The organism is Actinoplanes awajinensis subsp. mycoplanecinus, assembly GCF_001509495.1.
In the GTDB taxonomy this organism is placed as follows: Bacteria; Actinomycetota; Actinomycetes; order Mycobacteriales; family Micromonosporaceae; genus Actinoplanes; species Actinoplanes palleronii.
Window position 1 is genome coordinate 84,378 of the sequence record NZ_LLZH01000223.1, and the last position, 16,264, is coordinate 100,641.

Annotated in this window: 8 protein-coding genes and 1 pseudogene; 5 read left to right on the forward strand and 4 right to left on the reverse strand. The window is 67.4% G+C overall.

What is annotated here, in order from left to right; genetic code table 11:
* Window positions 1-23: 23 nt before the first annotated feature.
* Window positions 24-5,360: a DEAD/DEAH box helicase gene (locus ADL15_RS22745; RefSeq protein WP_067694658.1), complete on the reverse strand. Its 5,337-nt coding sequence runs from the start codon at window positions 5,358-5,360 to the stop codon at window positions 24-26.
* Between the two features lie 8 nt (window positions 5,361-5,368).
* Entirely contained in the window at window positions 5,369-8,425 is a 3,057-nt protein-coding gene (locus tag ADL15_RS22750) for a hypothetical protein (protein ID WP_067694661.1), read from the reverse strand.
* Between the two features lie 267 nt (window positions 8,426-8,692).
* Between ADL15_RS22750 and ADL15_RS22755 the strand changes: the two genes are divergently transcribed.
* Together ADL15_RS22755 and ADL15_RS22760 are read left to right on the forward strand one after the other, a co-directional pair.
* Complete coding sequence (locus ADL15_RS22755) at window positions 8,693-10,555, forward strand: serine/threonine-protein kinase (RefSeq protein WP_157441542.1); 1,863 nt, start codon at window positions 8,693-8,695, stop codon at window positions 10,553-10,555.
* Window positions 10,552-12,663 (forward strand): UvrD-helicase domain-containing protein, encoded by a 2,112-nt coding sequence (locus ADL15_RS22760; protein ID WP_067694666.1) that lies wholly within the window; start codon window positions 10,552-10,554, stop codon window positions 12,661-12,663. Before ADL15_RS22755 ends, ADL15_RS22760 begins: the two co-directional genes overlap by 4 nt.
* Here the strand turns inward: ADL15_RS22760 and ADL15_RS54325 are convergent.
* Both ADL15_RS54325 and ADL15_RS51655 read right to left on the reverse strand, forming a co-directional pair.
* Window positions 12,568-13,143, reverse strand: a complete 576-nt coding sequence (locus tag ADL15_RS54325; RefSeq protein ID WP_232344287.1) for a hypothetical protein — start codon at window positions 13,141-13,143, stop codon at window positions 12,568-12,570. The two genes, ADL15_RS22760 and ADL15_RS54325, sit on opposite strands and share 96 nt — an antisense overlap.
* 259 nt (window positions 13,144-13,402) lie before the next feature.
* Window positions 13,403-13,953: pseudogene (locus ADL15_RS51655) on the reverse strand (transposase); the annotation flags it as partial.
* A gap of 287 nt (window positions 13,954-14,240) precedes the next feature.
* Here ADL15_RS51655 and ADL15_RS55560 point away from each other — a divergent pair.
* The 3 genes from ADL15_RS55560 to ADL15_RS22785 are packed head-to-tail and all read left to right on the forward strand — an operon-like array spanning window position 14,241 to window position 16,093.
* Window positions 14,241-14,663, forward strand: coding sequence for a dsDNA nuclease domain-containing protein (locus tag ADL15_RS55560; protein ID WP_232344288.1), 423 nt, complete (start codon window positions 14,241-14,243; stop codon window positions 14,661-14,663).
* 15 nt (window positions 14,664-14,678) lie between these two features.
* On the forward strand, window positions 14,679-15,488 hold the full coding sequence (locus ADL15_RS55565) for a hypothetical protein (protein ID WP_232344289.1): 810 nt from the start codon (window positions 14,679-14,681) through the stop codon (window positions 15,486-15,488).
* Complete coding sequence (locus tag ADL15_RS22785) at window positions 15,485-16,093, forward strand: hypothetical protein (protein ID WP_157441543.1); 609 nt, start codon at window positions 15,485-15,487, stop codon at window positions 16,091-16,093. The genes ADL15_RS55565 and ADL15_RS22785 overlap by 4 nt, the downstream gene beginning before the upstream one ends.
* The last annotated feature ends 171 nt before the right edge of the window (window positions 16,094-16,264 follow it).

Sequence of the window (16,264 nt, forward strand, 5' to 3'; positions counted from 1 at the left end):
GCGCCCATCCCCGGTCGAGACGACTATCGCGCCGCCAGCTCGGCCATCAAGGCTCCCGGGCGTCGGATCAGGTCGTACGAGGTCACCAGCTTGACCTCGCTGTCCCGATTGCGCAGCGAGGTCACTCGGGCGTTGGCCGAGGTGCCCGAGCGGTCCTCGAACGGGTGGAGGATCGCCAGACGGCCCGCGCCAGGCTTGTCGATGATCAGGATCTCATCCTCGACCACCGAGCAGTTGAAGTCCTGGGCGAATCGCCGCGCTGCCCGAACATCACGCTCACGCTGCCGGTCGACGTCCAACGGCCAGCCCTGCAGGAGGCCCAGCAGATCGGTGGCGAGGCGCCAGTCGAGCAGCGGATGCCAGGCGCGGTTGCCGTAGTCGCGCAGGCAGCTGTGACAGCTCGAGTCGCAGGGTGCTCCGCTGTTGTGCTTGCTGAGGCCATGTGCGAACGCTTCGGCCTCTCCCACGAGGTCTTCGAACTTGTCGGCCAGCCGGGTGGCGTAACCGGCGCCATTCTCCAGGCTGTCGGCGATGAACAGCTCAGCGGTGAGCCGGCCCTCGTGCTGGCGAGGGTGCACACCGACCTGGATCTCCGCCGGGCCGATGTCCAGCCACTTCACGGCGGCGTCACGCAGCAGATAGCCCAGAGACGCCCAGGCGCCACGCCCGGCCGGCTCCTGCGGGTCGATCGTCAACCCGGGCGGGGTGCTGGACAGGCCGACCACGAGCACATCCGTGTGGCGCTGAGCAGCGAGCGCGACCGGTTCCCGTGGCGTGCCCTCCGGCACCTGGTTGGACAGCTTCGCCCGCTTCTGGCGCTCCTTCTCGGTGAGCAGGCTCAGCTCGATGAGCCCGTCAGCCTGTCGCGAGCTGTTCTTGAACGTCGCGGCGGTGAACTGGTACAGCTCGTTGTCGTTGTCGTTGACCGACATGATCTTGCCGGTGGTCGAGCGGACGCGGGCGTTCGCATGGTGCTTCTCCGTCCACACACCCATGACCAACCGGGGCTGCGCCGCCCGGGCGGTCGGCTCGCCGAGCTGCTCATAGTCGCGCGCCACGAACGAGGTGCGATATCCGAGCGGCTGCGCGACGGTTACCTGGGCGAAGCTGGGAGCGCCTGCCCCACAGTCCGGGCAGGTCTCGGTCTCCGCCAGGGTGATGCCGAGGCACTGCTGGCACACACCCGCCTTGTCCCGCGGGCCAAGAGGGTCCTCACCGCTCTGTATCCAGGTGCCGTTGCCGGCCTGCCGGTAGTCCACCACGCCGACCGCGACATGGATCGACTTGTCCTTGACGACCTCGGCTCCCGGGGCGAACTCGGAGAGAGCGATGCTGGAGTCCCGGTCAAGAGTGTTCGGCTCGCCGACACCCCTGGGCTTCTCCGTGTACAACACGCGAACCTGCGTGGGGAAGCCGAACATCGGTAGCAGGCCGGCCTGCGCCAAGGTCTCCGCCAGCGACTGGGTGCGGGCCGTGCGAGCGGCGTCAGTGATGGCATCGGCCAACTGGGTTGCCGCCCAGTCGGCGAGCTGGTCCGCCACCTTGGGATCCATGTTGGTCGCGGTCAGCAGGCCGTTGGCGACCGAAAGCCACGTCGCGTGGCCGATGGCAAGAGTGTCGCGGACGGCGCTGCTGAGCTCGGGGAGGTTGATCCAGTCGTCGGTGGAACCGAACTCACCGTGAACGCTGCGGCCGACGGCGAACGTCACTCGCTTCGACACTGAGCGGAACGCGCGAGTTAGCACCTCAGCGGCGAAGGCGCGCTTGAGGATCGGCTCGGAGCGCATGTCGAGGAACGGCTGCGGCGGCTTATCGCCGGTGATCGCGGCCGGGTTGGCGAAGTAGTGCTCGTCGTGGCTGCGCGCACCCCGGCAGACGGTCAGCGCGATGGCGAGATGCTCGCTGCGCCGGCCGGCCCGGCCGACCCGCTGCTGGTAGTTGAATCGCTGCGGCGGCATGTTGGCCATCACTACGCCGCTGAGCGCACCGATGTCGACGCCGGCCTCCATCGTCGTGGTGACCGAGAGGATGTCAATGCCGTCGACTCGGGGCACCTCCGTGTCGCCCAGGAAGACGTCCTGGAAGCGAGCCTGGCGGGCCTGGGACTCCAGCGGGTCGGTCTGGCCGGTCAGCTCCTCGCAGTGCAGACGGAAGCCGCCGTCCTCATCGATCAGCCAGGCGTAGTAGTCCTGGGCGACCGACTCAGCGGTCTCCGGCTCCTCGGGCAGCCGGGCGAAGCAGGTGATACAGATGCCGGCGCTGCGGTGCAGATGCTTGGTCCGGCAGGTGCCACATCGCCAGAAGGCCGGCTTGTCGACCAGGGCAACGCGCATCTCGGCCGGATCGACACGGTGGCCTGACTGCTCGCCGGCGTTCAGCTTCCGGCCGAAGGCCTCGATCAAGCCTTCCCCGTCCAGCCCGCATGAGGGGTGTCGCTCAACCACCTTATCCGCGAAGTCGCGCAGCTGACGGGGCCAGTCCTTCTCGGCATACTCGCTCGTCCACGGGGTTCGCCGTCGGCGACCCAGAATGCGCAGCGCGGAGCAGGCGAACTCGTTGGCGGCGGCCGGGTCGAGCGAGCCGAGGGTCATCGGCGCACCAGGCACGACGTGACCCAGGCCGAGAGCCTCCATGTCCCGATCGCCGCCGGCAAAGACGGTCTTGACCACCTGGGCGCCGAGGGCACGCTGGATCTCAGCGAGCAACTCCCGGTCGTCGGCGTCGAGGGAGGTGCCGCGGTCGCGTACCGGGCTGACATCCCAGTCGAACAGGCGCGTCCAGGACAGCCCGTCACGCACCTTGTTTAACGTCGGCCCCGGGCCGCCGGGATTGACGCCGAGCTCCAGCAGCCGCGGCTGCAGCTCGTTGACCATGTCAACGAGGCTGGGTCGCCCGCTCAGGGACTCCAGGGCGCCGGCGAGCGCGCGCTCGTCAGCGCTGTCCAAGTCGAAGCCGTTCATCTTGGTGGAGATCGCCATGAACGCTTCTCGGTTGACGGCCTTGAGCCGGCCGAGGGCCTCCTTCGCCTCGGGGCTCCGGTCCCCGTCGAGCAGCTTCTGCAACAGCACACCATCGCCGGTTTTGGCCTTCACCGACTTGACAAGCAACGCGCGGATCAGGTCGAGGTAGTGCGCCAGCTCGAGATTTGCCGAGACGCGAGCCGCGCCCTGGCGACTGTCGGAGAACGTGACAAGCCGCGACTTGAGCCGGCGCTTCAGCGCGCCGGTGAGCACCTGGTTGGCTCGCTCGAAACCGACACCCTGGGTCCGGATTGGCGAGCCGGATCGGCGCTGGTCTTCGACCCGGTCGCTCTTCGTCGGGCGCTCACGGTCGTCCTTGCAGGACGGGCACCGGGTGGGGAACGCGGGCATCCGATCCTCGGCGCCACCGGCCGTCAGGCTGAAGATGAAGCCGGTGCGCGGCTTGGTGAACCTGCGCTCGAGCTGGCCGGTACCCGGCGAGAAACGGGCCTTGACAAACTCCATCTCGTACGCCGGAGGCTTGGCGTCCTTGCTGGTCCGGGTGCCGGTTCGTCGCCATTTCCCCTTGACCACCGGCTCACGGTCGGTCGGCCAGTAGACGCGATAGTCGTGAGCGTCGCGTCCGGCGGGTGCCCGGTCTGGCAGCTTGTCCAGCGTGCCGATTGCGGAGACGAGGAACTCCTTGCCGGCGTTCCGGGCGACGTAGCCGCCGAGCATGCTCTCCCCGCAGGACTGGCAGTACAGCAGCTCCAGTACCCGGGCACCGCAATCGCAGGTGAAGCGCTGGGTGGCGTACAGCTTGCCGATGCGGCGCTGCGGAGACTGCTCGTCGGCTGCCACCTGTGAGCACTCCGGGTCAGCACATGCCCAGAGGCCCTGCAGGGTGCGGGCGAAGAGGTGCCCACGAAGGCGTACGGCCGGGGAGTCCTGCATCTCCAGCAGCTTCGTCAGGTTGTCGAAGGCCTTCCGCGCCTGCTCGTTGCCGACGCCGGGGAACAGCTTGCCCGCAACGGTGGACAGCGCACGCGGCCGGAGCTCGCCGTCCTCGGTCATCGCCCGGAGCATCGCCCGCGGCAAGGTCCCGTCGGTGGGCAGGCTCTCCGCGGTCAGCTGCTCCTCGAGCAGCGGAGCGGTCAGCTCGCGCAGGTCGTCGGCGCCTTCCGGCTCCTCCTCCTTGGCCTTGATGAAGGTGAAGGACGAGCTGTCCTTGCGGCCGAAGAGCTCGCTGAGGAAAGCGCGGCCTTCAGCGTCGTCCTGGATGCTCGCCGACGTGCCGATGATCTTGAGCTGGTCGGGGCGCTGGTCCAGGCCGAGCGCGCTCATCAGCCGTCGCAGCAGGTAGGCGACCTCGGTGCCGGACGTGCCGCGGTACATGTGCAGCTCGTCGACGACCAGGTTGAACTTGTTGCTCGGGGAGGCCTCGAGCCAGCGCCGGGTTGCCTCGATCATGGGCGCCTCGTCCGAGCGGGAAAGCGCGATCGAGAGCATGCTGTAGTTCGTGATGAGGATGTCCGGGACAGCGTGCTGCATGTCCCAGCGCGACCTCATCTCCGCCCCGTCCAGCGACGGCAGGAAGTACCGCCACTTGTCGTCGATGGATCCCTCGGCGATGCCCTCCGCCAGACGCTGCTGGCGCTGCTCCGCTGTGCGCATGAGCTTTGCGAGCCGCTTGACCTTGTCCGGGGTGGCGGTCTCGCGCGTGCCGGGCAGGGGCGTGCGCCCGGTGTAACGCCCGAAGTAGAAGCGGTGTCCCGGTCGGTTCTTGTCCAGCCACGCACGCGCGGCCGGCGAGTCCAAGGCGGTGCGCAGGCGTACCAGCTGGTCTTCCACCAGGGCATTCATCGGATAGAGCAGCAGCGCCCGGATGCCCGGCAGTCGGCCCTGCTCCTTGTCGCGCTGCGGCTGGAACGCCCCGCCGGCGCGCCACCACGGCGTAGCCGCCGGTGCGTCGGCCGGCGTCGCCCAGCTCTTCGACTCCTTGACGAGCCCCGCCACCACCGGCAGCAGGAACGACTCGGTCTTACCGGAGCCGGTGCCGGTGCCGACGATGACGTTTCGGCCCTTCAACGACTCCCGTAGCGACTGCTCCTGGTGGGCGTATGGACGAGGATGCGGCAGCAGGCCGGCTTGGACCAGCGAGGCAGCCTCGGGCATGCCGAGATCGAAGAAGATCTCCCCCGTGGTCGACCGCGACGAGGGGTACGACGGCATCAGCTCGACATAGGGGTCGACGAAGACCGTTCCGCGCTGGCTGAGCAGTCGGCGGCGCTCCTTCTCCAATGCGCTGTCGCGTAGCTCGTACGCGGTCTCGTAGTACCGCAGGAACGCGTCTTCGAGATAGTTTTGAAGCCCGTCGAGCGTCAGGGCCGGAGAGTTCATGTGCTGTGTCACCCCTGTCGTGCTGTCATGATGGTCCCCGCAACCGGCTCCTGCGCGAGCAGCTGAGCCACGTTACGGGTGGTGGAGCTGTCGACGTTCTCGTAGACCAGGTAGAGGGCGGGGCCGGGTCCGATCCGGCTCACCCGTGGAGGAAGCCCACTGCGCAGCACCAGCGCGCGGGAGATCATTCGGGGCAGCTGCACGGCCTCGGGAACCGCCAGGCGGCGACGGGTGCCCTGGTCGGCGTGCAAGAGGCTGGTCTCTCCCTCTGCCGCACGCAGCAGCCATTCGCCGACGCCGAACTCGACTTCGACCAGAGAGTCGCCCGGTGACTGGCGCCAGGCGAAAGCCCTGCCGCTGCGCAGCCGGTAGGAGTAGAGCCCAGGCCGTGCGTCGTCTCGGACCGGCTTCCAGTCGTAGACGCCGTTCAGGTTGGTGCGCCGGTGGATCTCGGTGCCGGGCGACATGGTCTGCCGGGTGCCGACGGCGTCGAGGTCAGTGATGGCGGGCTGCAGTGCGAGCAGGGCATCGGCCACCAATCCGCGCATCTTCACGCCGAGACCCTGCAGGCCGCGCTGGACGACATCTCGCTGTGCGGGGTCGGACTCCAGGTAGATGGCCTGCGGGCCGCTCGGCCTGCCTTGGACGTCCACCGGGGTACGGTGGTGGACCTGCCAGTACAGGGCCGCCTCGGCGACGACCGCGTCCGGATCATCCGGATTGTTGAGCCGCTCCAGAAGCTGTTGCGGTCGTGCTCCGGCCAGCGCATAGAGCCCGGCAGAGGCCGGCAGGGCGACGAAGGTCGACGGCGCGACGCCGACCCGGGCCGAGTCGTAGTGCCTCTCGATGTGGCCCAGGTCTTCCAGGACTTTCAGCGCTCCGCGCCAGCGGAAGGCAAGATCGGTGAGCCCGTAGCGCCGGCACAGCCAGCTCCAGGTGTCGGCGAGCTCAGAGATCGAGGCCATGCCATTCTCCCGCTCGGAGAGCCAGGTCAGCACGTCGTCGTACGGGTTCTCGGCCACGAGACGCTCGGCCACGGTAACCCGCGAGACCTCCGGGCCGGGGCTCGGCTGCACGAATGGTGCCGTCGAGGAGGCGCGCTCCGTGGCGCGCAGGGCGGTGCTCATGATCTTGTCGACCCGGGGGTGGCGCTGTCCGACCCAGGACCACTTGCGGAAGCTCAGCACCAGGGAGGTCATGAGGTCCGGCCGGGGACGGCTCGGTGCTTTGCCTTCGAAGCGCGGCGCCTCCGACGGCACTGCGATGGCCTGGACACGCTCGTTGGCACGGCTGCGGACAAGCACGCACGCGACCGGCGCTGAGTTGTCTCGCACCGTGGCCAGCACATCGATGGTGCTGGGCTGCATCCCCGCCTCGCTGACCCAGACCGGAGTGGTCGGGAAGACCTCACTGACGTCGCCCGAGTAAGTGATCATCAGCGTGTCGGTTCCCGGGCGCTTGCCGATGATGACGGGGTCGTAGACCTGGACGCCGTCCAGGGCGGCGCCGGCCAGTGTCGCCGCCGCTGACGTGCGCACCTCGGTGGGCTTGACGGCATAGCCGTGCGGGAGCAGCACGATCGGCCGCGCGATCTCGCTGTGCACAGGCCGTTCGTGCACGTAGTCCTCGGTCCGCAGGGTCCGCGTGCCACAGGGCGACTCGATGCGGTGCTGGCCCGGCGAGAGTGCCAGGTCGGACAGCGCGAGCCGCCGGTCGTCCGCCAGGACCGGATGCGGCACGCCGTCCACGATCACCTCGGTGACCGGCTCGTCGCCGGTGAGATGGACGTCGGGCTCCCCACCGACCAGGTAGAGGCCCGTCCGTACCCGCAGCCCGCCGAAGAAGGTGCATTGCTGCTCGGCCCGGGCAGCCCTGCCCAAGCCGAGCCCTGTGAGCAGAGCGGGCTGGGCCGGAGTCAGGCTGACGTCGCGGAACCGGGCCCAGTCCCCGATCCCGGCGGGCGTCTGCCGGGGCTCCAGCCCGGCCGTCTGCAGGATCGAGGTCACCCGGGCAACCTGGTCGGCGCGAACCAGGAGATCGACGACAGCGGGATGGTCCACGCTCCGGACCTGCAGCTGGGCGTCCACGCGGGCGTCGTCGCGCAGGGCGTAGAGGCTCTCGCCACCGAAGCGCATGACAAGGTCATCGGCGAGCCGGTGCTGGACGCCCGTGGTGAGCATCTCCAGCTCGGAGACATCGGGCTGGATCTGGAGCACAGGGTCGTAGCCGTCGACAGTGTGCTTCTCGCCCTGGCCCAGGTCGACCGTGCGTCCGACCCACTCCTCGTCGATCAGCACGATGCCGGAGAACGCGCCTGTCATAGGGTCGTAGCTCAGCAGGCCTTGCTGCTGCGAGGGGCCGGTTGCCGGCCGGGAGCGTGGCTCGTGCACCCCGAAGCGAGCCTCCTCCTCCTCGAAGACGGCGCGCAGGATGTCCATGGCCGGCTGCTCGCGGAAGCGATCCCAGACGTGCGGGCGGTGCAGGGCCAGCCAGGTCCGGAAGCTGTCGAACGACGGGTCGCCGGCCGCCAGGTACTCCTCGATCAGGAGCCGGTCGTGATAGCGGATGAGTGCCTGGCTGCGCGCCCAGCCCTGCAGTGACCACAGGTCGTGGGACCGTGCGGTCGGGCGGCCGTGGATGGCGCCCGGCCCCTTCAGCCACATGTTCCACGCCCGCCACAGCAGCGGGACATCGGTGTCGTAGCCCAGCGGCGGGCTCTTGAGGCTCGGCAGGCCGAGCAGGGCGTTCTGGCGCTTGTAGACGCTGCCGTCGATCGGGTCCTCGGTGACGGCGAGCACCGTCATCGCGAGATGGATGACGAACTGTGGTGCGCCCGGGAAGCCGCTGAGGCGCCATTTGGTCGCCGTCTGCATGCCGCGATGGAACGGCTTGCTGCCCATGCCCACCTGAAAAGCCCTGCTGAAGTCCTCTACCGCCTGTTCCGGGCTGAGCCCGGACAGCTTGGCGAGGAGATCGCGGTCGACGTAGAGGTAGAGGTCCCGGGTGGGGTCCCCGCGGTCGATCACGTAGGTGAGCAGGCTGCTGTTCCACTCCAGGTAGTTCACCGCGTACCTCCTCGGGTGTGCACTGCGGCGGTCAGGCACGGAACCACGCGGTCACGCCCCGAGAGTGTTCGTCGGTCGGCTGCCCCCGGTGGACGAGTACTTCTCCCCGGGAAGCTGCCGACGGGTTGTAAACAGAAACGGGACTGATCTCCCGCGGCCGTGCCAGCGCTCGCTATGCTTTCGCGGTGCGCAACACGGACGACACTACGATACGAAAGCTGTGTTAACAAGAGGCATTGCGGCACTCGTGTGTAGACGGGAGGGCACGTGCCGGGTCTCAGCCTGAACGGCAAGCGCTATGAGCTGCGGAAGCTCCCACTGGCGCACGGCGGTATGGGGGAGGTGTGGCTCGGGCACGACAACCGGCTCAGACGCGAGGTCGTGGTCAAGTTCCTGCGGGTGCCGCCGGGCGTTGAGGACGAGGCGCACATCCGGCATCGCTTCGAGCGGGAGTCGATGATCACCGCGCGCTTGGAGCACCCGGGTGTTCCGGCGATCTATGACGTGGGCGTCGACGGCGATGTCCCGTACATGGTCATGCAACGCATCCGCGGTCTGACCGTCGCCGACCTCATCGTCGAGCAGCATCCGGACACGCTGCCGATCGGCTGGGTCGCCGCGATCGGCGCTCAGATCTGCTCGGTCCTGGCCGCCGCACACGCCGAAGGCCTGGTCCACCGCGACCTGAAACCGAGCAACGTCATGCTCGAGCCGTACGGCGCGGTCAAGGTATTGGACTTCGGGCTGGCTACCGCGCCGTCTGACGCGGACTTCGCGCGTATCACCCGGATGGGCGACTATCTCGGGACGCCCGCCTATATGGCGCCTGAGCAGGTGAAGACGAGCGAGGCCGGCCCGGCCGCCGATCTGTACGCCCTCGGCTGCACTCTCTACGAGATGCTGACCGGTTCGCCCCTGTTCACCGGTCCCACGGCCTTCTCGCTGATGAACCAGCAGGTGAATGAGACGCCGCCGGTACCGCGGACCCGCCGTGCCGATGTGCCTCTTGAACTGGAACAGCTGGTCATGCAGATGTTGGAGAAGAAGCCGGAGGCCCGCCCGGCCAGCGCCGAGGAGGTCTATCACCGGCTTCTGCCGTTCTCCGTGGACCTCGGCCCGCTGCCTGGAGCCCTGGACCCACCCTCGATGCTGAGTCCCGCCCGGATGTACGCCGGCGTGCTGCAGCGAGTATTCGCCAGAACGACAGAGGCACACCCTCCGGCGGCCGATCCCATCGAGTCCGGTGCGTCTCTCCTCGCGAGGGAGGAGCTGCGACGCGTGCGCGAGGAGGCGCGCGCCCTTGCGCGGCGCTCCCGCCACGGTGATGCGGCAGCCATGCTGGGCCGTGCGGTGCTAGCCGCACGGCAGGTCCTCGACGCGGTCGACGCCGATGTTGCGAGTGCCCGTCACGAGCAGGCCACCCAGCTGTTCGAGGCGGCTGACTACGAGGACGCGGAGCCGATCTTCCATGCGCTCGCGGTGGATCTCTCAACCGTGGACGCGGGGGTGTCCGACCTGGAGTTCGACTGCAGGTACCGGACCGCGATGTGCGATGCCTTGCTGGGACGTACCCGGCAGGCGCTGGAGCGCATCGAGCGCTTGCTGGCCGACTATCGCCTGGCGCACGGCAACACCGACGCTCGTGCACTGCGGCTACGCCGCTACATCGGGCAACTCCAGCGCGACGTGAATGAGCGCCGCGCCGCCAGGGAGACGTTCGAGGCGCTGCTCAACGATGCCCGTGACGTGCCGGGCGATGCCGGCGTGGACGTCGACGAGATCGCGGAGATGCTGGCCGCAGTCGAGGCCGACGAGGAGGCTCTGCCGATGGCTCCGGGATGGCAGGAGGTCTTGCGCTACGCGGACCTGAGCGACCCGGCGCTGGCCGGCCTCGTCCCTGAGCTGGCCAACCGCGGGGCTCCCGCACCTGTGGTCGGATATGAGCTGGGCGACGAGGGCTGGATGGCCGAGTTGGCCTGGCCGCTTCGCAAGACAGCGATCGTGCTGGTCGGCGCGTTGGACGACCACGAGGTGACTCAACGGGATGAGGCGTATGCGGCCGCGGGCTGGGTCGCACGTCCGGCCCGGGGTTGGACGGCCGACGAGATCAGCAGGCGGGTGATGGCATGAGCGACCGGGCGACGCTGCACGTCTTCGATCAGGCCGAGAAAGAGATCATGAAGCTGTCCCGGACCGACAAGGGGGCAGTCCTCGAGTTCATGTACAAGTTCCGCAACAACCCGGACCAGCCCGGCCTTGACCTGAAAACCCTGCACGGGGACAACCGGTTGATGGCCGCCCGGGTCAAGCGCGACGTTCGTGCGATCCTGCTGCACCTCGGGCACAGCGAGTACCTGCTGATCGGCGTCGAGCATCGCAGCTCCGTCTACGACGACCTCGATCGATACGCCTACCGGGTCAACCGCGTGACCGGCGGCATCGAGGTGATGGACCTCAAGTCGATCGACACCCGGCCCGTCGGCGTCAGCATCATCGGCAGGCACCTGCCGAGCGGGCAGCTTTTCGGTGCTTACACCGACGAGCAGCTGATCGCCCTGGGAGTCGCGGAGCCGTTGCTGCCCCACGTGCGGCAACTGGCCGACGAGGCGCAGTTGCTGGAGATGGCCGAGTGGGCGCCGCAACTCACCACTGATGTGCTTTTCGCGCTCTTCGACGGCGACACCTATGACTACGTCCACGACCGGATCACCCAGCCGGTGCAGGCCGCCGACCAGGTCGATGTCGACGACCTCCGGGCCGCGGTGAAGCGTCCGGCGAGCCAGGTCACAACGGACGACGAGGCACTCCGCTTCATCCTCGGCGAGTCCTTCGAGCGGTGGCAGATCTTCCTACATCCGAGTCAGCGCCGCCTGGTGGAGCGCCGATTCAACGGGGCGGCCCGAGTCAGCGGTGGCCCGGGCACCGGCAAGACGATCGTCGCGCTGCATCGGGCCGTGCACCTGGCCCGGCAGCTGCCGGCCGGCATCGACAAGCCGATCCTGCTTACCACCTTCAACCGCAACCTGGCCGCTGACCTCCGTACGCGCCTGCGCGCGCTCGGCGGCGACGAGGTTCTCTCCCGCGTCGACGTGGTGCACGTCGACCGTCTCGCCGACCGCATCGTCTCCCAGTACGACCCGAGGGCTCCCAAGCGCAAGCTCGACGACATTCAGGTGCCGCAGCTGTGGCGCAAGTTCCTGGACACGCAGATCGGTGCCTCGACGTGGAGCCCCGAGTTCCTCGCGGCCGAATGGGAGCAGGTAATCCTGGGGCAGGCGATCACCTCGCGGGCCGGATACTTCAGCGCCCGCCGGCCTCATCGGGGCCGAGCCCTGGCTCGTGCCGACCGTGACCAGGTGTGGGATCTCAGCGAGCGCTTCGTGCGATGGCTGGGAGCGCAGGGTTCCTGGACGTGGCGTCAGGTGGCTGTCCGGGCGGCGGCACTTGCCGCTGGTAGCCCGTGCCAATACCAGCACGTTGTGGTCGACGAGGCACAGGACCTCAGCGCCGCACATTGGCGGATCTTGCGCGCGCTGGTTCCGGCGGGACCCGATGACATGTTCCTCACCGGCGACTCCCACCAGCGCATCTACGACAACCAGGTGCGGCTGGGCAGCCTCGGTATCAACATCCGGGGCCGCTCAGCCCGCCTGACTCTGAGCTATCGGACGACACGGCAGATCCTCGCCGCCGCGCTGGAGATCATCGATGGCGGAGCCTACGACGACCTCGACGGCGGCTCCGACGACCTGGCCGGCTATCGATCCCTGTTGCAGGGTGCGAAGCCCGTCTTCCTCGGTGCGGCTGACTGGGCCGAGGAGAGCGGTTTGATCATTACCCAGCTAGCCGATTGGGGCACGCCCCGAGACGGCTCGGTGGCGATCTGCGTGCCGACCAAGAAGCTTGCCACCGATGTGATGACACGGTTGGAGGCGGAGGACATCCCCGCCGTCGAGATCGGCCCCAACGGCCCTGATCGGGGCGACGGCGTTCATGTCGGGACGATGCACCGGCTCAAGGGCCTCGAGTACCAGAAGATCATCGTTGCCGGAGTGAGCGACGGCCTCGTGCCACGCCAGATGATCAACAGGTATCGCGACCTCGACCCGAAGCGGTACGAGAACGAGAGGCAGCGGGACCGCTCACTGCTCTTCGTGGCCGCGACCAGGGCTCGTGACGAGCTTGCTGTCTTCTGGCATGGCACCCCCAGTCCCTTCCTGGGGAGACAACGCGTCTGACACGGCCCTGATCCCGGCGCACGTTATTTGAGGTACGCCGCGAGGGGGATGCTCTGTTCGCGTAGTGCGGTGGCGATCTGTTTTGCGCCGGCTGCCTCGAAGTGGGTGTGGTCGTTGCAGAAGAACGCGCCGACCGCACCGGTCGTGTAGTCGCCGTTGTTCGGGCACAGGCCCCAGCGAGTTGTAGAGGGCGACACTGCGGGCGTGCAGGTCGATCACCGGGACGCCGTTGGTGGTGTCGGCGGCCTTGGTCTCGGTGACGAAGCCGCGGTTGCCGACGGCGGTGCTGCCGCTGCAGGTGATCGCGGCGACCGGGGTGACGAAGATCGGTTTGACGCCCTTGGCCTTGGCCGCGGTGGCCATCACGCCGAGCAGTTCCTTGAAGCGGGCGGTACCGACGTGCCGCGGGCAGGCCGTGTCGCGGTCGTTGATGCCGAACTGGACGATCAGGTAGTCACCTGACGCGAAGCCGTTGAGCATCGCGGTCCACCGTGAGCTGTATGCCGTCGAGCTGAGCGCACACTCGCCTGCGGCGTTCTTCGTGCTTGTCACGTTGCCCTCGTAGAGCCACGTCAGGATGCTGCGGCCCCCGACGGCGCTGTTCTGCACCGTAGCGTCGGTGGTCAGGCACGACCCGAACTGGCTGCCCCAGCCGATCGGGCAGGTGCTGGCGTTCATCATCGTGGAGTCGCCGGCCATCCACACCTTGACGGGCGCTCATTGGTAGAAACCGCCCGCGGTCCAGGGGTCGGTTCTGCCACTCGGCCATGCCGTCCATGACCTTGTCGGTGATCGTGGAGATCGTCTGCCGCGACACCTCGGCGCCATATACCTCGGCCAGGTGAGCGCTGATCTCCCCGGTGGTCAGGCCCTTGGCCGACAGCGACAGAACCATGTCCTCGACCCCGGTCAGCCGGCGCTGCCGCTTCTTGACGATCTGCGGCTCGAATGAGCTGTCCCGGTCGCGGGGCACGCTGATCTCGACCGGGCCGACATCGGTCAGCACCGTCTTGGCCCTGACCCGTTGCGGAAGTTCCCGCCGTCCTTGCCGGCCGGATCGTGTTTCTCATAGCCCAGGTGGTCGGTGATCTCGCCGTCCATCGCGGCCTCGATCATGCGTTTGGTCAGTTGCTGCAGCAGGCCGCCCTCGCCGGTCAGCTGCAGGCCCGCGGCACGGGCCTGCTCGACCAACTGGCCGACCAGTTGGGCATCAACACCACCCGGCGAGGCTGCCGGGTTCTTCTTCTTGGCCACCGCGGAAGTATCCACGGCCTCGGTCGTCATGGTCATCAGGTGCGTCTCCTTGATCAGGAGTTACACCGTTCTTTTTACAGTCCCCCGCAGAGATCTTTAGGAACGTTTTACCGCGGCGAGACCGCCAACGTGGCGAAGATGGCTGACACGCTGGCCCGAGGCAGGCCGGGTGTCCATGAAGGAACAGTCGAACGGCCCGAGGACAGTTCAGGGGGTGTTGACCTCGCTCCACGACCGCTAGCATCGTTTCCTCAGCGTAGTGCTATGGGCACGCTGGGTTGTCTGTGGTTCGTTGTTGCCTTTATCGGTGGGGGTTCATCCGGGTGACTGACGCAAAGCAGCAACAGCCGATCCCTGGCCTGGACATGCTGATCAAGGTAGCTACCGTCGAAAGCGATCCCACAGGACTCGACACCTTTGCCCGCTACCGGTGGCAGGCCAAACAGGTTGTACGACAGTGGCTGACGTGTCTCAGAGAACAAGATCAACCATTGTTCTTAGCCTGCGAGCACGTTGAGGACCTCACCTTGGTGTACGCGGACAAAGTCCGCTTCATTCAACTCAAAACTCGTGACAAGGGCTCTTGGAGCGTCGCCGCCATGAACGATCGCGGCCTCGACGCGCTCGCTCGCTCGTATGTTGCGGCTCGCAAGCAGAGGATGCACGAGCTTTGCACCTTTGAACTCTGGTTCGAAGGGGCGACCGCTGGGAAAGCCGATACAGAAGACTTCGTCCAAGACCCGTGATCCGCCAGCGCTGAGGTGCGAAAGAAACTCGTCGCGCACAAGATCCCCCGAGGTTGGGTCGACGACTTCCTCCACCGCCTCGTCATTGAACCAGACCAGCCCACGCAGGCTCACATCGACGCCAAGGCGATGTGGGAACTGCACGCTCTCTGGCCATCCCTGTCCCACCCAGAGGTCAAGTTCCTGTATGAGCGGCTACTGACCGCCGCAGAAGCCGCGCAAACAGCACGAGAAGGACAGCCGCCATCGATCCAGGCGATCCTCAGCGCAGCCCTTCCCCACCTCGGGTCCGACCTACCCGAACCGCACGAACCCGCAGGGCAGGCCATCGCGCCGATCCGCGACCAAATCCTCAGCCGCGTCATGCTGCTCAGCTTGACCCCGCCGCAGCCTGGCGAGTCCCAGCAACAACTACTCGCACGCATCTCCGCCGGCACCTCCGTCTCCCTCATGGAACTGAAGATGACGGCGGCCGGTGCCAGCCGCCCGCTCATCGCCAAGATGCAGGAGATGCGAGCCGACATGGAGGTCGAACGCCAGCTGATGCTCGCCAGCCGCGACAGCGCCGAAGACGACCTCGAGAAATTGGCGCGACGGGTCCTGCGAATGGCCGAAGCAACCGCAGCCGAAGTCGAGTTGGCCGCAGTCACCAATCCCGCGGCAGCGGGCCGTCCAGCTGAGGCAATCGCCAACGCCCTGCTGTCCCAGCCCGCACACCTGGCCCACTGCGACCGGCAGAACATCTTTGACCGCGACGAATTCTTCGTGTTTGGCTACCTCGGCCACCTATCCGATACCTGCCGGTTCGGATGGCGCGCGTCATGACCCCTCAAGCCACCATGACAGCCGCTCCACCCAACGGTGTCCCGCCACCGCCAGGCCTCCCCGACGACGAGTCACCCAGGGCCCGATTTCGCCCCTCCCGCGAGGCCGAAGCGCGGATTCTTCTACTGATCGACGCTTTCAGCCGCAAAAACAAGACCCAAGAACGCTACCTTGAGGGCCGGATCAAGCTCGCGAAACTCGACTTCCTTCTGCGCTACCCCCGCCACCTACGCCAGGTCTTGCTCGCCCACGGCGCCAGCCCGGAACAAATCGCGGGCATCGACCCCGACGAAGCACCGCTCGATGCCCGCATGATGCGCTACCGCTACGGCCCCTGGGATCCCTCCTATTACGCGGTCCTCGGGTCCCTCATCGGCCGCGGCCTCGTCGACGTCAAACCACTCGACAAAGGCTTTGGCTACCGCACCTCCGTCGCCGGCGCCGGACTCGCCGCTGCCATCCGCGCCGACGACAGCTTCGACCCCATCAACCAGAGACTGACTCTGTTACGCCGGTACCTGGACAGAAGCGGCAACGTGCTCAAGAACTATCTCTACGAGATCCCCGAGATCGTCGACGCTGCATGGCACGAGGACTTGACGTGAACCAGCCCACACCGCCGCAAGACGAAGCCGACACCGAGCCGGCTTACCCCCACCGTCTTGAACTTCTGCAAGTACTGACCTTTTGGGGTCAGGGTCAGGGTGGTTTGAGGCCGCTGCTGCCGAGGAAGCCGGTGGCGAGAGCGGGCCGGTATTGCATGGCTTTGAGTCGCT